At 70.9% G+C, this 18,512-nt stretch carries 13 protein-coding genes; 7 read left to right on the top strand and 6 right to left on the bottom strand.

Going from position 1 to position 18,512, the window contains the following annotated elements; translation table 11 throughout:
* Positions 1-6 precede the first annotated feature (6 nt).
* The 3 genes from G6O69_RS34840 to G6O69_RS34830 are packed head-to-tail and all read right to left on the bottom strand — an operon-like array spanning position 7 to position 7,004.
* On the bottom strand, positions 7-4,563 hold the full coding sequence (locus G6O69_RS34840; RefSeq protein ID WP_172307783.1) for a hypothetical protein: 4,557 nt from the start codon (positions 4,561-4,563) through the stop codon (positions 7-9).
* Positions 4,542-6,191 (bottom strand): ATP-binding protein, encoded by a 1,650-nt coding sequence (locus G6O69_RS34835; protein WP_172307782.1) that lies wholly within the window; start codon positions 6,189-6,191, stop codon positions 4,542-4,544. The genes G6O69_RS34840 and G6O69_RS34835 overlap by 22 nt, the downstream gene beginning before the upstream one ends.
* 48 nt (positions 6,192-6,239) lie before the next feature.
* Entirely contained in the window at positions 6,240-7,004 is a 765-nt protein-coding gene (locus G6O69_RS34830) for a lysophospholipid acyltransferase family protein (protein WP_172307781.1), read from the bottom strand.
* Between the two features lie 457 nt (positions 7,005-7,461).
* On the opposite strand from G6O69_RS34830, the gene G6O69_RS34825 reads away from it, so the two are divergent.
* Complete coding sequence (locus G6O69_RS34825; RefSeq protein ID WP_275943096.1) at positions 7,462-7,854, top strand: hypothetical protein; 393 nt, start codon at positions 7,462-7,464, stop codon at positions 7,852-7,854.
* Positions 7,855-7,882: 28 nt separating this feature from the next.
* Here the strand turns inward: G6O69_RS34825 and G6O69_RS34820 are convergent, their stop codons facing one another.
* Entirely contained in the window at positions 7,883-8,959 is a 1,077-nt protein-coding gene (locus G6O69_RS34820; RefSeq protein WP_172307780.1) for a KamA family radical SAM protein, read from the bottom strand.
* Between the two features lie 109 nt (positions 8,960-9,068).
* Here G6O69_RS34820 and G6O69_RS34815 point away from each other — a divergent pair, with 109 nt between their 5' ends.
* Positions 9,069-9,536, top strand: a complete 468-nt coding sequence (locus G6O69_RS34815) for a MarR family transcriptional regulator (protein WP_172307779.1) — start codon at positions 9,069-9,071, stop codon at positions 9,534-9,536.
* Between the two features lie 87 nt (positions 9,537-9,623).
* Here the strand turns inward: G6O69_RS34815 and G6O69_RS34810 are convergent, their stop codons facing one another.
* Both G6O69_RS34810 and G6O69_RS34805 read right to left on the bottom strand, forming a co-directional pair.
* Entirely contained in the window at positions 9,624-11,891 is a 2,268-nt protein-coding gene (locus tag G6O69_RS34810) for a VWA domain-containing protein (protein ID WP_172307778.1), read from the bottom strand.
* Between the two features lie 32 nt (positions 11,892-11,923).
* On the bottom strand, positions 11,924-12,427 hold the full coding sequence (locus G6O69_RS34805) for a DUF2062 domain-containing protein (protein WP_172307777.1): 504 nt from the start codon (positions 12,425-12,427) through the stop codon (positions 11,924-11,926).
* Positions 12,428-12,781: 354 nt separating this feature from the next.
* Between G6O69_RS34805 and G6O69_RS34800 the strand changes: the two genes are divergently transcribed.
* The 5 genes from G6O69_RS34800 (at position 12,782) to G6O69_RS34780 (ending at position 18,440) form a co-directional block, all read left to right on the top strand.
* Positions 12,782-14,203, top strand: coding sequence for a hypothetical protein (locus G6O69_RS34800; RefSeq protein WP_172307776.1), 1,422 nt, complete (start codon positions 12,782-12,784; stop codon positions 14,201-14,203).
* Between the two features lie 116 nt (positions 14,204-14,319).
* On the top strand, positions 14,320-15,777 hold the full coding sequence (locus G6O69_RS34795) for an MATE family efflux transporter (protein ID WP_176397263.1): 1,458 nt from the start codon (positions 14,320-14,322) through the stop codon (positions 15,775-15,777).
* A gap of 289 nt (positions 15,778-16,066) precedes the next feature.
* Positions 16,067-16,960, top strand: coding sequence for a hypothetical protein (locus G6O69_RS34790; RefSeq protein WP_172307774.1), 894 nt, complete (start codon positions 16,067-16,069; stop codon positions 16,958-16,960).
* 123 nt (positions 16,961-17,083) lie between these two features.
* Complete coding sequence (locus G6O69_RS34785; RefSeq protein WP_172307773.1) at positions 17,084-17,719, top strand: sigma-70 family RNA polymerase sigma factor; 636 nt, start codon at positions 17,084-17,086, stop codon at positions 17,717-17,719.
* Positions 17,712-18,440: a hypothetical protein gene (locus G6O69_RS34780; protein ID WP_172307772.1), complete on the top strand. Its 729-nt coding sequence runs from the start codon at positions 17,712-17,714 to the stop codon at positions 18,438-18,440. The genes G6O69_RS34785 and G6O69_RS34780 overlap by 8 nt, the downstream gene beginning before the upstream one ends.
* Positions 18,441-18,512: the final 72 nt, after the last annotated feature.

Genomic DNA, 18,512 nt, shown 5'->3' with positions numbered 1-18,512 from the left:
CGGCGCTCAGACCCGCCGCGCCAGCACCAGGGCCTCGGCGAGCGCGGCCACGAAGTCGCGCTCGTCGTCGTCGACGATCTCCTCGGCGAGCTCGTTCATCGCCCGGTAGACGGCGGCGACGAGGAAGGCGAGGTCGACGGGGTCGAAGTTCGGGGCCTGGCCGAGCAGGCGGGTGACGATGGGGTGGTCGCGGCGCAGCAGGAGGCCGCCGAGGTCTGCGCCGACGATGCCCTCTTCTTCGAGCGGGCCGATGTCGATCTGTGCGAGCGCGAGCTCGTGGAGTAGGGCCTCGCCGTGGCGCTTGCGGGCCCAGTCCAGCTGCTCGTGGAGCGCCCGAAGGAGCGCGAGCTGGGGATCGACGCGGGCAGGCTCCGCCGGGAGAGCTTCGCTGCTGGGCTCGGGCTGCGGTGAAGGAGCCGGGGTGGCCTTCGGGGGGTCGGCGTCGACCTGCTTTGGGGGGAGAGTCGCGTCGACGCTGGGCGCGGCCGGCTCGGGCGCGGCGCGCAGCGACTGGGTGAGGGTCGGCGGGACGCAGTGCGCGAGCCTGCGCTGGAGCTTGTACACGCGCTTGCCCAGCTGCTCGAGGCGCTCGTCCCTGGCGGCCAGCCCGGCCTCGAGGCCGACGGTCGCCCGCGCGAGGTAGGCGAGGGCGAGCTCGTGGTCCGTGGCGCTCAGCTTCTTGCTGAGGACCTGCGCGCACAGATCACCGTAGAGCACGACGAGCTGGCGCTCGAGGCTGCTGCGCTGGCGGTCGTCGAGGATCGGGCGGCCGCCTTCGGTGGTCATCTGCGGCCCGGTCACGACGCCAGCGCAGGTCAAGGCGGGGAGAAAGTCGGGGTGCTCGGCGGCGACCATCTGACCGTGGGCGAAGTGCAGGGGCAGCGGCGGCGCGCGCAGGGGATCGTGCTCGCGCGGCAGCCACAAGGTGGCCTCGAGGTCGCCGGCGACGTGGGCCTTGCGGACGATCAGGGCGTCGGCGCCGAGGCGAGAGAGGTCGAGGCGCGGGGCGTCGCGCAGGCGCTCGAGCTCGTCGCGGAGCACCAGCCAGCGGCCGTCGCTGCGCAGCACGTTGAAGCGAGTCTCGAGCAGGGTGTTCTCGAGCTCGCTGGTGACCAGCACCAGGCGCCCGAGCGCGCGGGCGCCCTCGGACTCGGGCAGGGTGTGGGGGCGACGCTCGAGGACCTCGAGGCGGGCGCCCTCGCCGACGAAGGCGAGGATCGCCTCGAAGCTCCACGCCTCGCCCCACAGGTCGCGAAAACCGGCGACCGCGAAGGCGGCCGCGAGGGCTTGCTCGCGGACCTCTCGGCGATCCTCGTCGCGGCGCAGCTCGTCGTCGATGTGGCGCACGAGCATGGCCCAGGCGGCGTCGTGCTGCTCGCCCTCGAGGGCGCGAAAGCGCCGGCTCAAGGCGAGGATCAGCTCGGGGCGCTTGCGTCGACAGTGGCGCAGGTGCGCGCGGACCTGGCTGGCGTCGGCGTCGAGCTTGGCGCCCGGGAGCAGGGGCAGGCGGTCGTCGAAAACGATCGCTTCGATGGGCAGGGGGTTTGGGCGCTCGACGCTGCCGACCAGGCGCCCGGCGGTGCACAGAGTCAGGCGCAGGCCGGGCTCGCGCCGCCAGGCCAGGCCGACCTCGCCGCCTCGGACCTCGACGCGCACGAGGATGTCGTCGTGGTTGCCGTCGAGGCGGGGGGCGTCGATGGTCGGGAGCGCGAGCAGATCGTTGCGCACGCCCACGCGGCTGATCCGGGCCGCGCCGTCGACGAGCCGACCGTCGAGGAGGGCCTCGACGAACTCGCGCTGGACCGAGTCGAGGGTGAGGATCGCCGGCGGCTCGATCTCCACCGCGCTGAGCTCGGGGGAGACGACCTCGAGCTCGCCGTGCTTGGCGATGATCTCGGCGGCGTCGAGGAGGCTGAGGTGGCGGCCGTCGATGGTGGGCAGGAGCGCGGCGGACCACAGCGCCTCGGGGCGCGTGGACGGCTTGGCGTCGAGCTGCTTCCAGGCGGCCTCGAGCAGGGCAGTGCGAATGTGTCGGTGGCGGGCGCCGTCGGCGTCTGAGATGTCCGCGAGCGTGGGCAGGCCAGCGCAGAGCTGGTCGCGCAGCGCCTCGGACTCGTCGCGCAGGGCCTCGAGCAGCGCGTCTTGGCTGGCGTCCTCGACCAGCTGCGACCAGCTCGTGTCCGCGCGCAGCTGCGGGTCGACGAGGGCGCAGACCAGGGGGCCAAAGCTGGCGGCGAAGGGGACCTTGGCGATGACGCGCTGGTGCAGGAGCACGGTGGCGAGGCCGCGCGCGCTGGGCTCGTCGAGGTCGAGGGTGTCCGCGGCGGCCTCCGAGGCCAGGGCGATGTAGCCCTCGCGCCCGGCCGCGTCCACGAAATGGCGGGTGAAGGTGGGCCGAGGATCGAGCTCGGCGAGGGCCGCGTCGAGGGAGCGGGCGGGCCGGCGCATGAACGCCTGCTCGGCCCGGTGCGCCTCGAGCAGCTCGGTCCATGGGCGCAGCGCGTCGTCACCGAGGAGCGCGCGGAGGACCGTGAGGTCGTCGGGGCCGAGGCGGGCGAGCCGGGGGAGCTTGGACAGGCCGCTGATATCCGCGCCCCAAGGCAGGTAGGCGACGCTGCCCTCGCGCTCGCGCCACTGGGCGAGCTCGCCGAGGCTCAGGCGCGCGCCGGCGAAGTCGAGGAAGAGCGGGAGCTCGGCCAGAGGCGCGAGCGTGTTCTCGGCGAGGCGCTCGCGGGAGAGCTCGAGCGGGAGGCCGGGGGCGGCCCACTTGGGCAGGGGCGCTGGCGGAGCCTGCTCTTGGGTCTGCACGCCAAGGTGGCGCATGGCCGCGACGCGCTGCTCGGGCACGAGCATCAGCGTCAGCCAGCGCTTGACGATCCCGCGGGCGTTGGCGGCGTCGCCCGCCTCGACGAGGCGGTGGTAGAGCGTGGGCAGCACCCCGGCGAGGGCGGCGAGCGAGTCGAGGATGACCGTGGCAAAGCGGTCGTCGCGGACGGCGTCGTCGTAGTACTCGCTCGGGCAAAAGTCGGCTGCGATCGCCAGCCGGGTGCTGGGGATGCCGAGGTCGAGCGTGACCTCGCCGAGGACGTGGCCATCCTGCACCAAGGTCGCGCGCATCGGGGGCGGCTGACTGGGCAGCCCGAGGATGTCGTCGACGACGGCGATCTCGCCGAGCATGCCCTCGGCCTGGATCGAGGCGCCGGCGAGGATCGAGAGCTCCTTGGCCAGCAACGGCTGCCCTGGGCGCCCGCGCCAGGCTCGGCGCCCGGCCTCGCGGCGCTGGAGGTGGCTACAGTGGCGCTCGTAGTTGTCGAGGCCGCCGAGCAGCTTGGCGAGGCGCTTGGCCTCGACGTGGCCGTCGAGCTGGATGATCGGCGGGCCCTCGGCGGGGATCAGCGGATACTCGCGCACGACGAAGCGGGGGGTCTCGCCGCCTTTTTGCAGCTCGATGAGCTCGCGCAGGCTGACCCAGCGCGCGTCTTGACCCCCGCGGGCGTCGGGCCAGCACACCTGCTCGCACAGCGCCAGGGCGTCGGGGTTGTCGCGCAGCTCCTCGAAGCTGGCGTGGTCGAGGAGCTGGGTGCGGACCCAGGCGTTGACCTGGGCGCGGAGCCACTCGAGGCTCGAGCGCTGGGTCAGCGCGCCGCCGTCCTCGCGCTGGGCGAGCTCGAAGGCGGTCCACCACAGGCGCCAGCGCTGCGTTTTGATCGCGGCGACGATGGCCTCGAGGGCGGCGTCGCTGACGATCTTGGCCTGCGAGACGTCCTTGCGCAGGTGCTCGCCCTCGACGATGGCGATGATGTTGGTCCCGCACTCGGGCAGGCGGCGGTGATCGATCCACACCCCGTCCTTGACCAGGCGCAGCTCGGTGGCGTCGCGGGTCTGGGCCAAGGCGATGGTGCCGAAGAAGCCGGGGCCCTCGATGGGCAGCTCGAGCAGGCTCTCGGCCACGGCCTTGGGGCGCGGGCTGAGCTGCTCACCGTCGAGCTCGATCTTCATCCGGGCGTGGGCGCAGCGCTCGCGCAGGTGCTCTTCTTCGTCCAGGCGCCCGCGCAGGCTGCGAAAGAACTCGAGGATCAGCCGCGGGTGCAGGCGCTGGCGCACGTGGATCTTGGTGTGGCCGAGGGCGGGCTCGAGCGGGCTGAGCTCGTCGGGCTGGCCGGGGCGCATGGTCAGGCTCGTCGCCCCGCTGTGGACCGTGATGAACTTGGGGTTCATGCCCATCGCGGCGTTGAGCGCGAGCGCGAGCTGGCGCTGACCGTCCACGCGCCGCCCGCTCGCGTCGTTGAAGAGCGAGCCATAGAGGTCATCGAACTCCGCGGGGGTGAACACCTCGCCGGCGAAGCTCAGGCGCATGTCGTCGGTGTCGATCTCGAACACCAGACGATCGGCGCCGCGCAGGCTCGCGGCCTGGACCAGCTCAAGCACGTAGCGGCGCGCGTCGGCGAGCTGGAACTTCTGCATCTTGGCTCGGGCCTGCTCGCGGTCGAGGGTGAACTGACCATGCGAGTCGAGCTCGCCCTCGGCGCGGAGCGCCGAGACTAGTTGATCGAGCGTTGCCATCGGGCCTCTGCGGCGGCGGTCGCCAGCGCGCTGTCGAGCTCGGGGCTGAGGGCCGAGCGCAGGTAGAAGAGCTTGAGCATCAGGTAGGCGGCGAGCTCGGGCTCACCGGCGTCGCCGGGGCCCGCGAGCTCGAGCAGGTGGGCGACGGTGGGGTGGTCGGCGTTGACGACGACGACGCGCTTGCTGGCCAGCCAGCCCTGCTCGAGCTTGCCGATCTCGGCGACGGGGGTGAGCGCGCCAAAGCTGGCCTGGGTGATCGCCACGTGCCCGGCCACGGGCGAGCCGGGGTAGGCGAGGTGGCCGAGCTCGATGGCCGAGATCCTGGCGTCGCGGCTTTGCAAGAGCGCGCGCAGGGCCGCGACCAGCGGGCGCCAGCGGGCGAGCTCGTGGGTCGTGGAGGGCGTGGCCGTGCACAGCTCGTCGAGCCTGCGCGGGCTGTGCTCGGCGCCGACGCGGACCAGCGCCTCGAGGACCTGGTCGTTGTCGACCTCGCGCAGCAGCGGGGCACCCTGGGCGAGCAGGGCCTCGCCGACGGGGCCGGGCTCGGCCGTGGGCGTCAGCCAGATGTCGAGCTTGCGCTTGCGCGCGCGCAGGTCGGCGATCGAGCAGGGCGGTCCCCCGACCCGGGGAAAGATCGCTGCTCGCCACACGCTCTCGTCGAGGCTGAACTCGCCCGCGCGCGCGCCCACGACGTAGTCGAGGGCCCGCGCGCGCAGGAAGTCGACCTGCGGCCCCTGGTCGCCGGCGGCGGTGCGCGCGGCCAGCTCGGCGAAGAGCGCCGCCGGCAGGCGCGTGGCCGCGAGCTTGGCGATGATCGCCATGGCCTTGTCGTAGTTCTCGTCGCGGATCACGTTGTCGCGGGTCAGCGTGTGCTCGAGGTAGCGCGAGTCGATCTTGAAGGCCACGAAGGGCAGGCGGTCATCGTACTCCTCGTGCAGGGTCAGGCCGCCGTGGTAGTAGCCGCGCAGCGGCTCGATGTCCTCGACGAGGCCCAGGAGCAGGCGCGTGCCCTCCTCTTCGTGGGTGAGCACGCAGGCGGCCTCGAGGGTCATGGGCCGGGTGATCAGCTCGTCGTCGAGGCGCAGCTCGACCTTGGCGTGCTTGCACCAATAGTCGAGCACCGCGCGGGCGCGGGCGCGGGCGTCCTCGACGGCCTGCTCGTCGGCCTGCTTGTAGATGCGGATCGTCGTGCCCTCGACGGGCATGTCGAGGGCGATGCGCTCGAAGCTACGATCCGCGCGAAAGAGCACGCGCCAGTACTCGCCGGCCCGGCCGGTGTCGACACAGACCAGATCGGGCTCGATTGCGAACACCGAGACGAAGCCGATGCCAAAGCGACCGATCTTGGTGTAGTCGCCGTCCTTGGCCGAGGAGAACAGCCGGGTCAGGCGAGTATCGATGATCTCGCGATCCATGCCCTCGCCCGAGTCGACGATCTCGACGAGCATCAGCCCAGGGCCGCCATCGCCCTCCTCGTCTGGCGGCTCGTGCTCGATGCGCACGTCGATCTCGCGCGAGCCGGCGTCGATGGCGTTTTGGATCAGCTCGCGCAGAAAGGACCAGGGATCGGCGAACTGGTGGACCAGGTTGTCGAGGGCCTGGCCGACGTTGACGGCGTCTTCGCTCATTCGCTGCGCGATGATAGCGCGGCGCGCGGGCCCACTGGCTGAGCTTCGCTAGTTCGCTCGGTTTGGGCCACCAGCGGCGAGCATGCGCTCTTTCTCGGCGATGATCTGCGCGCGGACGTGGTCGCGCAGGGCCTCGACGTCGCCTGCGAATTGCCCTGGGTCGACGGGATCGAGCACGCGCACCCAGCAGTTGGCGGGGGGGCTGACCACCAGGCCGTGCTTGGGGAGGGTGTCCGCCGTCCCCGTGAGCGCGATCGGGTACACCGGGCAGCCAGCCTCCACGGCCAGGCGAAAGGCGCCGTCCTTGAAGGCCTTGACCTCGGTGTCCGGGGAGCGCGTGCCCTCGGGGAAGAGCAGGATCGGTACGCCTTTTTTCAACCAGGCGTGGCAGCGCTGGTTCATTTCGATGATGCTGGCTTTATTACCCCGGACCAGGGGCACGTAGCCGTTATATCGCATGTTCCAGCCCAGGAATGGCGACTTGAACACGGCTGCCTTGGACACCCACTTGTAGGGGCGATAGAGCCCAAAGAGCACCAGGATGTCGCCCAGCGACTCGTGATTCGAGACCAGCACGGCGGCGCCGCGCCAGGGCAGCTTTTGGCGGCCGTCGATCCGCAGCCGCCAAAAGGGGTTGATGTAGAACATGATCTGGGCCCAGAAGCACGAGTAGAGGTGCTGGACCACGCGGCGCTCGTCGAAGGGCGCGGTGACCACGAAGCACAGCGTCGCGCCCACGAACATCAGGGCGCAGACCGTGGCGAAGGTCGCCCACCACAGGCTCGCATATGCCACCCGCAGGGCCCCGCGCATGGCCCGAGGGTATCACCGGCGCGGGTACCCCGAGCTGCACGCGCGGGCCCGCGCGTGGGATCTCGTCGAATCTACCTCTTCGGGCCGACTCGGGCACGCGCAGGGAGGGGGCTGTTCGCTCGCCTGGGGATCGGATGCCATGGGCGATGTCGCGCTGGCAGGCGATGCCGGCGGGGGCTCCTCCTGGCGCACCCCGTCGGCTGGCGACTGGTCACCAGGCGTCGCGAACTGGAATTTGGGGATCCTGGTCCCAGTGACGAATTTTTGTGCGTCAAAAAGCAACACTGATCCATGAAAATGCGCGAATCGCAGAATCCTATTCGCGAATAAAATTACATTACTATGGAAACGCCTGCTCGTCGGTCGGAGCCGGCGTACGCGCTTTTGAGGGCTGGATTACCAAGAATTCGGTTCTGTAAATAGAACCGTGGTGATAGGCTGAAGACACTGAGAGGTCGTGGTGTACAAAATCAACATCGACGAATCGCACTCCATCATCGAGTTCTACCTCGCGGGGCTGGTTCGCAACGCCGAGATCGACGACTTCATCGCTGATCTCGAGAAGGCGACCCGGGCCTTCGCGGGGCGCAACATCAAGATCAAGGCCGATCTTCGCGCGTTCTCGCCGGCCTCGCAGGACGTCGCCGACAAGATCAAGGCGGTTCAGCAGTTCGGGATCGAAAATGGCGTGCAGCGAGTCGCCGAGATCGTCGAGAGCGACGTGGTCGCCTTGCAGCTCAACCGGGTCGCGCGCGAGAGCGGGACGGACAAGATCCTGCGCCGCTTTTGGGAGGACGAGTCCGCGCTCTACTGGCTGAAGTACGGGGACACCGAGCGAGTCGCCGTCTGAGTGGTTGGGCTGGGCAGCGCCCGAGGCTTCAGCGCTCGCCCCGGCGCAGGACCTCGCAGTAGCCGTGAGCCCGGCCGTCGGGTGTCTCGAACACCCACTCGTCGCCCTCGCGGGCGCGCACCCAGCTCGGGCCGAGGGGGACCTTTCCATCACCCCCGGGGAGATCGAGCACGTAGGTAGGTTGGCATAGTCCGGAGAGCTCGCCCCTGAGGGCGCGCATGATCTCGAGTCCGGCGTCGATGCTCGTGCGAAAGTGCGAGACGCCGCGGGTGAGATCGCAGTGGTGTAAATAGTAGGGTTTGGCGCCGAGGCTGTAGACGAGCTCCTCGAGGAGGGCGCGCATGGTCTCGACGTCGTCGTTGACGCCGGCGAGCAGCACGGTCTGGTTGAGGAGCATGAAGCCGGCCTCGCGCAGGCGCCGGCAGGCCACGACGGCCTCGGGGCTGATCTCGCGCGGGTGATTGAAGTGGGTGACGACGGCGGTCATCATCCGCCCGCGCAGCGCGTCGACGAGCCCGGGGGTGACGCGCGTGGGCAAGGTGACGGGCACGCGGGTGTGGACCCGGAGCAGGCGCAGGTGGGCGATGGCGTCGAGGCGCGCGCGCAGCCAGCTCAGCTGGTCGTCGGAGAGGGTGAAGGGATCGCCACCGGTGAGGATGACCTCGCGCAGCGCGGGGGTGCTGGCGAAGTAGTCGAGGGCGGGGCCGAGGGCCTCGCGGGAGAAGCCCGCGTTTTCGTCGTTGATCGACTCCTTGCGGAAGCAGTGGCGGCAGTAGGCCGAGCACACGTAGGTGGGATAGAGCAGCGCGCGGTCGGGGTAGCGGTGGGTGACCCGGGGCGCGGGGCTGTGGGCGAGATCGCCGATCGGGTCCTCGCGCTCGCCTTCGAGCACGACCAGCTCCTCGGCGCTGGGCAGCAGCTGGCGGCGGATCGGATCCGCCGGGTCGCGCCAGTCGATGCGCTCGAGCTGCGACGCGGGCACGCGGACCTTGAAGCGCTGGGCGACCTCGCGGTCTGCCTCGGAGATCGGCAGCTCGTCGAGGTCCGCGGCCCGCGAGACGCCAGCGCGAAGATCCTCGCGCCAGCGCTGATCGTGCTCGGTCATGGCGCTGGTTTGGCATAAAAGCCCGGATCCGCCAACGCCTGGGCAAGGGGCGCCGAGCCGCCGGCGGCCTGGCTTGCCAGGGTCACGGGTGGGCGGCAAGCTCCCCGCCATGGCCAGCCGCGCTCAGCTCGCCCACCGTCGCAAGCAGTCGGACACCGCGCTCGAGCTCTCGCGCATCAACCGAGAGATGGAGCGGCGCGTCCAGCAGCTGCTCGAGGCCGAGCGTCTGCGCGACGTGACCCCCGCGCAGGCCAACGCGATGACGATCCTCTTCCAGGAGAAGGCGCCGATGACCGCGCGCCAGCTCGCCCGGCAGATGAACCTGTCCGAGGTCACCGTCGGCCGCTTCGTGCGCGCCCTCGCCAAGGCCGGCTGGGTCACCCGCGAGGCCGACCCCAAGGACACCCGGGCGATCTTGCTGCGCCCGTCCAAGAAGGCCTACCGCGCCTTCCCGCGGTTTTTGAAGGTCAGCAACGCCCTGCTCGACGTGTCCTTCGTGGGCTTCACCAAAAAAGAGGTGGAGACGCTGTGTCGGCTGGTCGAGCGGGTGCGGGCGAATGTGGTGATCGAGGAATGAGCGCGGCGTGATCGAACGCGAAAAAGCCCCAGGTCGCGCGGACCCGGGGCTTTTCGCGTTCAGGGCTCGGTTGGCTGATCAAGCTGATCAGTCCTCACCCCGACGCGGCCGACGCGGCCGACGCAGGGCCATCACGAACATCGGCAGGGCGAGCAGGGGCGGGAGCAGGCGCAGGACCTCGAGGGTGAACTGGGCCCAGTCGAAGGGCTCGTCCTGCGCGGGCGCCGGGTCCTCGGGGCAGCCCGCGCTGCACTCGTCCTCGGGGGTCGTGGCCACGGGCGTGATCGGCTGCGAGGGGGTCGTCGGCTGGGGCGCCTCGTCGCAGCTGTGATTGGGCTCGGGGAGGGTCTCGCCCGAGATCGTGGCGGCCTTCCAGACCAGCTCGAGGAACTCGTGGCGGTAGCAGCCGGGGTCGTCGGCGAGGGCGCCCTCGGCCAGGGCGAGGATGTCGGCGTAGCTGTTCTCGGACTGGTCCTCGACGCCGCGCAGCTTGTCGCCAAAGGCGGCCACGGCCGCGGAGAAGCGGTAGTCGGCGGAGCTGTGGGCGAGGTCGTGGCCGTCGTCGAAGACCTCGACGCCGAGCTTGCGGCTGCGGCTGCCCCGGGGCTGCTTGTAGCGCAGGGCGAGCTGCATGAGCGCGTCGCCCTCATCGGGGTTGGCTCGCTCGGCCTGGTTGCTCGCGGCTGGCTCGATCTCGTAGATCGCCGTGACCGTGTGCCCGGCCCCGATCTCGCCGGCGTCCTTGCTGTCGTCGTCGAAGTCGCGGTGGGCGAGGACGCGGTTTTCGTAGCCCAGCAGCCGGTGGCGCGCGACCTGGTCGGGGTCGAACTCGACTTGGATCTTGACGTCCTTGGCGATGGTGTCGAGGGTGGAGCCGGCCTGCTCGACGAGGACCTTGCGAGCCTCGCGGAAGCTGTCGATGTAGGCGTAGTTGCCGTTGCCCTCGTCGGCGAGCTGCTCCATGGTGTGGTCGTTGAGGTTGCCGGTGCCGAAGCCGAGCACCGAGAGAAACACCCCGGTCTCGCGCTTGGCGGCGATCAGCTCGATGAGCGCGTCGTGGTCGGACAGGCCGACGTTGAAGTCGCCATCGGTGGCGAGGATCACCCGGTTGACGCCGCCCTCGGTGAAGTTGCGCTCGGCGAGGGCGTAGGCCGCCTCGATGCCCTGGCCGCCGTTGGTCCCGCCGCCGCTCTCGAGGCGGTCGAGGGCGGCGAGGATCGTCTGCTTGTGATCGCCCGAGGTCGGCTCGAGCACGGTCCCCGCGGCGCCGGCGTAGACCACGATGGCCACGCGATCGTCGGCGTCGAGCTGCTCGGTCAGGGCCGTGAGCGCGCGCTTGACCAGGGGCAGCTTGTCGGACGCGGACATCGAGCCCGAGACGTCGAGCAGGAACACCAGGTTGCGCGCGGGTGTGTCCGCGGCCGGAGGCAGCTTGCCCTGGAGGCCGACGTGGACCAGGCGGTGGCTGGGGTTCCAGGGGCAGGGGCCGACCTCGGTGGTCAGTGAGAAGGGCAGGTCGCCGCTGGGCTGGGGGTAGTCGTAGTCGAAGTAGTTGATCAGCTCTTCGCTGCGCACGGCGTCGGCGGGGGGGAGCTGACCGAACTCGAGCAGGTGGCGCCTGGAGTTGGCATAGGAAGCCGTGTCGACGTCGATGGAGAAGGTCGACTTGGGATCCTTGGCGGTGGCGATGAAGCTGGCCGGGACCACGTGGGCGTAGCGATCCCTGCCGCCGGTCCAGGCCTCGCCCGGGAGCGCGTGGTTGGGTGCCGCCCTGCGTTGGCCCTTCGTGCCGGGGCCGCCGACGCCACCGCCACCGCGGCCCGTGCCGACGAGGCCGAGGCCGCCGACGCCGTAGGCCTCGCCGACCTCCGAGCCGCTCAGACCGCCCCAGATGTCACCCTCGCCCTCGTCTTTGCCGACGGCGAAGGCCCCACCGTAGGGAGAGGCCAGAAAATTGCTGTCTTTCTCGGCCATGACGCCGAGGATCCCCTGGCTGCGCGCGGCGGCCTCGGGGTCGAATTCACGGGCCGTCTGGGGCTTGGCCGAGCTCGGCCCGCCCATGGCGTAGAGCCCGGACTTGGACTTGGCGGAGGGCTTGCCCATCTTGCCCTCCTCGCCAGCGTGGAGCCGCCCGGGGGATGACGCGTCGGCGTCGGCCTCGACCCCGGCATCGGCATTGGCATCGGGGGAGGCGACGCGCGCGCCCTCGTCTTTCGCAGGTTCGAACTCGAGGCCGAGGGCGTCGGCGTTGAGAAAGGCGCCCAGGGTCAGCAAGGACACGCCCGAGAGCAGCAGCAGCGGCCGTCGCCAGCGTGGAGTGGGCGTGGAGGAGGTGTCGGCGAGGTTTTGGTCCATCGGTGAGCTCCGCCGGCCTCAGACCGACGCGCTCACGAGAGGTTCCCCGACTGGGAGGAATTTGCCTGCTCGTCCTCTCGCTCGTCCTCGTGCTCCGCTTCGTGCCGAGCCTGGACCCAGGCCGCCGCCGCGCGGACGCTGGGGTAGGTGAGCAGCGCCGCGCTCAGGGCACAGACGAGCCCGCCCAGCGCGAAGGCTGGGAGCAGGTCGAGGAAGAGATCGACCCAGGCGTGGCTGTCGAAGGCTCGGACCTCGGCCCAGCTCGGAGCCGCGACGCCCAGCAAGCGCGCGCCGATCCACAGCTCGGCGAAGTAGAAGAAGGCGCCGGTCAGCGGGTTGACCACGGCGGTGCCGGCGTAGGTCGCGGGCATGCTCGCGCGCAGCAGCGGCGCGAGGGCGAGGGCCACGAACATGCCCACGAAGGGCAGGGGGATCAGCGACAGGCCCAGGCCGAGCGCGAAGCCCAGGGCGATGCCGTGGGGGGACGCGTTGAGGCGCAGCAGGCGGAGTACGCCCTGTCGCAGGCGAAGGAGCACCTCGGTACTTTAGAGCGGCAGCCAGTTGGAATCCACGTCCGCGCCGCGCCTCCTCGCTCGCCGCCGCTCTCGCAGGGTCTCCAGCGTTCGCCAGGGTACATCGTTGTCGGTACCCAGCAGGCGGCGCGCAGGCCCAGCCGACTCGGGCGGTGATCGCTGATAGGCTAGGAGCCCGTGGTGAAACCCAACACGACACCTCGCTTGGTCTTTTCGCCGAGGGCTTTGTCGCCAAAACTTGCAGTACACCCGGTACAGCGGCGTTTTGGCTTCGCGCCCTCGACGAAAATCCCGGCGCCAGGAGCCGCGCTGGGTTCCACCACGGGCTCCTGGGTGTTCACGCTGGCTTGCTACCTCATGCAACGTCTATCCACGATCTCGATTAGCGCCTTTTCTCTGCTCACGCTCGCCTGCAGTGGCGACCGCGGCTCCGACACGAGCGAGTCGACGGGCATCTTCACCGACACCGCTGCCGATGACCAGGACACGAGTGCCGACGAGGTCGGCAGCAGCGACGACGACCAGGGCACGGGGCCGCTGCTCGACATGGGCAGCGAGGGCACGGGCACGGGAAGCGCCGACGACGGTGGCGACGACGGGGAGTGCACCCAGGCGGACTGGCCCGACATGGACGCGACGCTCTCGGGCACGGTCTACGCCCCCAACATGGAGCTGCCGATCAGCGGCGCGCTGGTCTACCTGACCGACGAGGTCGTCGAGGGCGTGCCCGATGGGGTCTACTGCGCCGAGTGTGTCGAGCTCGACTGCGACGTGCCCTTCGTGCTGACCGAGGCCGACGGGAGCTTCTCGCTGCCCGCGGTGTCCGGCTCGGGCCAGCAGCTGGTGATCCAAAAGGGGCAGTTCCTGCGCGTGGTCGACATCGTGGTCGACCCGGGCAGCAACGCCGTGGCGGTCGACCAGAGCAACCTCCCGGGGGAGTGGAACCCCGGCGCGGGCATGTGGATCCCTCGCATCGGCGTGTACGAGACCTACCCCGACGCCGTCTACAACGTGCTCGCCAAATTCGGCATGGGTGAGGTCGACGCCTCCGGTCAGCTGGTCGCGGGCACCGAGCAGTTCACGATGATCTCCGACACGGATCAGGGGGCGAGCCTCGACGACCTCGACTACATGAGCCAGTTCCACATCATGTTCGTGCCCTGCGCGACGACGAAGTACTGGGACATCGCGCCCACGGTGCCGGAGGCTCGCGCGCAGAACATTCGTGACTACGTCGAGGCGGGGGGCAAGTGGTACGCCACCGACCACTCCAACGAGTACATCGAGGAGCCCTTCCCCAACTACCAGGAGTTCTACAACCCGGACGCGCCCGACATTCAGCCGGCCTACGAGTCGATCGCCATCGTTCAGGACGCGGAGCTGCTCGCCTGGCTCGAGGCCCTGCCGCCGGCGCTCAAGGACATCGGGGGCGGCAACCCGACCTTGAACATGCTGCCGGCGATCACCACCCGGCTGAACTACTCGGGCATCAACGAGATCGCCGAGGTCCTGGTCGAGAACGACGAGGGCGAGCTCGTCGACGTGGGGCACCAGGCCTGGGTCTCGGGCCCCTGCGGCTCCTGCGATGACGCCAACGTCATGCGGCCGATGGCGATCAGCGGCGAGTACGGCTGCGGCCGGATGATGTACAGCACCTTCGAGACCTCGAGCGTGGCTCACCAGGGCCTCAACCCGCAGGAGCTGGTGCTGCTCTACATGATCCTCGAGATCGGCGTGTGCTTTGGCGATCCGCCCCCGCCCCCGCCGCCGATCGGCTAGAGCGGCGACGCGTTCGCGCGTGATGCACGGTGAGGGCGCTCCCAGGCGCCGCCTTCCCGCGCGCTGGCGAGCGTGGGCAGGGTCCTCTCGGCTCGCCTGGACGCTCGAGTCGGTGCATGCTCCCACCCGTGAACGCGGGCGCGGGACGGGGCCATGGTGCGCAGGGCGTCGAGGCGAACGCGGCTGGCCCCTCGGTGATCGCCGAGGTCCTGCGGCTGACGGGGCCGGCGGTGCTGACGAGCCTGCTGCAGACGGTGGTCTTCCTCGTCGACCGGATCATGCTCGGTCGCCACAGCGAGGTCTCGCTGGCGAGCATGCAGATCTCTGGCTCGGTCTGTTGGTCGGTGTTCAGCGTGTTCTTTGCCGCGCTCGTGGGGACGGTGGCGTTGATCGCCAGGCGCGTGGGCGCCGGTGAGCTCGAGCAGGCGCGGGTGGTCGCGCGCACGGCCGTGCGCCTCGCGGCGGGGATCGGGGCCGCGGTCGGGGTGGTCGGCTGGATCGCCGCGCCGCTGATCAGCGCGGCCCTCGGCCCGCCCGCGGGCAGCCTGGACGCCGCGCAGATCGAGGGCGCGGCCCTGGCCTATATGCGCTGGGCCTTCCCGGGCTTCCCCTTCGTGTTCATCGGCGCTGCCGGGGCGATGATCCTCAACGGGAGCGGGGACACACGGACGCCCTTTCGCGTGGGCCTGGCCGCCAACCTCGTCAACCTGATCGGGGACTTCGTGTTCATCTTCGGCGTCGAGCTGGGGCCGCTGCACATCCCCGAGCTCGGCGCGGCCGGGGCGGCGCTGGCCACGGGGATCTCCTACGTGGTCCAGGCCGGGTTGATCCTGGTGATCCTCCAGCGCCCGAGCTGCCCGGTGCGCGTGGCAGGGTTGCTCTCGCTGCGCAGCGATCCCGAGGAGACCGCCGCGCGGCGTCGCTTGATCCGCCTGAGCGCGCCCGCGGTGGTCGAGCGGCTGATCATTCACGCCGGCTACCTGGGCTTCGCCGCCCTCGTGTCGAGCCTGGGCGCCGTGGCCATGGCCGCCAACCAGGCCCTGCTGACCCTCGAGTCGATCTGCTTTTTGGGCGCCGATGGCTTCGGCGTGGCGGCGGCGACCGTCGTCGGTCAGCGCCTCGGTCGCGAAGACCCGCGCGGCTCGACCCAAGGCGGCGCCGTGGCGGCGGTCGCCTGTGCCTTGGCCCTGACCCTCGCCGGGCTGGGGATCTGGGCGACGGCGCCGTGGACCTTGCCGGTGTTCGTGGCGCCGGGAGAGTCCGCGGCGGGGGCCGAGCTGCTGATCTCGACGGCCATGTCCGCCATGCCCGTGCTGGTCCTCGCGCAGCCGGCCATGGGCAGCACGGCGGTCCTCGGTCACAGCCTGCGCGGCGCCGGAGACACGCGCTCACCGGTGATCGCCGCCCTGGTCGGGGGCGTGGCCGTGCGCGTGCTCGGGGCCTGGACGCTCGGTGTGGTCTTGGGCATGGGCCTGCGGGGGATCTGGCTGGCGACCTTTTGCGACTGGTTCGTGCGCATGTTGATCCTCGCGCGGATCTTCGCGCGCGGTCGCTGGCGCTCGCTCGAGCTGTGAGCGGGCGGGCGCGACGCCTGGCTGGCCGCGCCGCCTGAGAGCGGGGTGTCACGCTGGCGGCACGAGTCGGGCGTTTCCCGTGACGCGGGGCTCTCATGCTGCGGGCTTCCCCGTGACGCAGGCTTCCACGTCACGGGAAAGCCCGCGCAGCTGGGCCTCCCGTGCTCGCGCAACGGGCCGCCAGGACGGGTCTTACAGCCTCGAGGCAGGGTCGTGGCGTGCGCCTTGGTGGAGAGGCGAAGGTGCGCCATTGCCTCGATCTGCGGCAAAAATCCGATACAGTGAGGCCATGCTCGCGCTCGTGTTTGGTGGCTCGCTCGTGCTCGGTCCTCCCACGCTCCCGCAGGAGGTCGAGGCGGAGCCTGCGGCGGTCGAGCCTGCTGCGCCGGTGGGCGAGCTCATCCCGGTCGCGGTGGATCCCGAGGCGGGGGTCGAGGCCGGGCCGGTGGCGGCCGAGGCTGCGCCGGTGGCGGCCGAGGCTGCGCCGGTGGTGGTCGACGCAGGCGCGTCGACCGAGGCGTTCGTGATCTCGCCCGCGCCCGCTTCCGCTGCGCCTGCGCCCGTCGGTGCCGCGCCCCAGCCCAGCCTCGCGCCGGCCGTCGTCGTGGGCGTCGCTCCGCCGGCGCCCGCGGGCCCAAGGATGCAGATGACCCCCGCGCCGCCGTGGTCGGGCAGCGGCCGCTTCGTGGGCGGCTCGGTGTTTCTGATCGCCGGTGCGGGCCTGCTGGTCGCGGCGACCATGGAGTTCGCCGATCGCCGCGACACCACGGCGCCGCTGATCAGCAACGTCCCCGCCGGCGTCGTGATGCTCGTGGGCGGCGGCTTGATGCTGGGCACGGCGGCCCGCGACCAGCATCGCCTCGCCGAGTGGGAGGCGGCCACGCGGGTGCACGCGCCCCCCTCCGGCAACGGGCTGATCGTCGGCGGGGTCACGGCCTCCGCCCTCGGGGTGATGAGCGCGGTCGCCACCTCGATCGCCGTGGACTACGGCCTCGACGCGCCGCGCAGCATCCCCGCGGGCTGGGCCACGGCGGGCCTGGGCTTGGGGGCGGGGACCGGGATGCTGATCGCGGGCATCGTCCGGCGCTCGCGCTACGGCGCCTGGCGGGACCGGACGGTGGGGATGCCGATGGTCGCGCCGACGCGCGCGGGGGCCTCTTTGAGCCTCTCTGGGCGGTTCTGAGCGCGCTCTTGCCCGCGTGGGCTCCGCTTGGGCGCCGGGTGACGAGCTCGGCGCTCAAAAAATTTTCGGGCCGCGCTAACACTCCGGTGGGTGGTTCTTCTGGACCATCCGAAGATGCGGGCAGTGGCCACAGCGAAGACCGACGCGAGCGCGGCAAAGAGCCCGGCGCGAGCCCCGAGGCCGACGGCGGCCGAGCACCTCGCGTTGGTCGAGGCTGCCCAGGCAGGAGACCGTCGGGCCTTCGCGCGTCTGTATCGCAGCCACGGACGCCTGGTGCACGGGGTGCTGCTCAGCCGCCTGCCTCGGGCGGAGCTGCGCGACGCGATGCAGGAGGTGTTCACCGTGGCCCTGACCAAGCTCGGAGAGCTGCGCGAGCCGGGGAGCTTCGCCGCCTGGCTGGCCGCGATCGCCCGCAACTACGCCCGGGACTGGTTCAAGCGCCACGCCAACCGTAGCGAGATCGCCCACGAGCCGCAGGCGGTCGAGGGCGCCGCGGGGTCCCCAGACATCGAGCTCGGTGGTGCGGGGGGGCAGCAGCGGCTGGCCGACGCCCTGAGCCTGCTGGGCGCCATGGGCGAGCTGTCCGAGGACTACCGCGAGATCTTGGTGTTGCGCTTCGTCGAGGGCTTCAGCGGCCCGGAGATCGCCGCGGCGCTCGATATGACCCCGGGCTCGGTCCGGGTCAAGTTACACCGCGGGGTCAGTCGTCTGCGGGATCGGCTGTCGGCCGAGCCGGCGTCAGGGGGGTGCCATGAATGAGGACTATCTGTGGGAGCGCGAGGGAGAGCCCGACGCGTTCAGCGAGGCGCTCGAGCGCGGGCTCGCGCCGCTGGGCGAAGAGGCCGACGCGCTGATCGAAGGGCTCGACCTGAATTTGGACGGGGATCTGGACCTGAGTCTGGACGGGGAGCTGGGGGGGCCGCGCGACGAGGGCGTGGTGGTGCGGCTGCCCTCTGCGGGCGAGCGAGCGCTGGGAGAGGGCGAGGCGGCGCTGGGAGGGGGCGAGGGCGTGGCGGGGCGCAGCTGGCTGTGGATGGGCGCCGCCGCTGCGCTGCTGCTCGCGCTCAGCGCGAGTGTGCTCGTGGGTGAGCAGCGGCGACGCGCGCAGCTGCGCGAGCCGATCGGGGTGGGCGGCGGCGCCTCGCCGCGGGCGAGGATCGGCGTGGCGGTCCAGGCGTTCGAGAGCGACGGCCAGGCCGGGCGCCTCGATGGTCTCGTGGCGCTGCGCCCCCTGCATCACTCGCTGGCGACCTGCGCCCGCGCCTGGGCCGAGGCCGAGGCTGGCGAGCAGTCGGTGGCGCTGCGCCTCGAGCTGGATCTGAAGCCGGGCGCGGTCAGCCTCGTGGGCAGTGAATTCGACGGTCGCCCGGGCCCTGGTGCCGAGGCGCTGGCGCGCTGCATGAGGTCGGCCGTCGAAGCTTGGCAACCCCAGGGCCTGGGCGCTGGGGTGATGACGGTGCGTGTGACGATTGAGGAGTGAGAGGAGTCGACGAGCTAATCATGACAAAACAACGCGATAAACATGAGCTGGTCAGGCTCGGTCTGGCCTTTG

Source organism: Pseudenhygromyxa sp. WMMC2535 (genome assembly GCF_011083025.2).
Note: the sequence above shows the minus strand (reverse complement) of the source record. Positions and strands in the feature narration are given on the sequence as shown.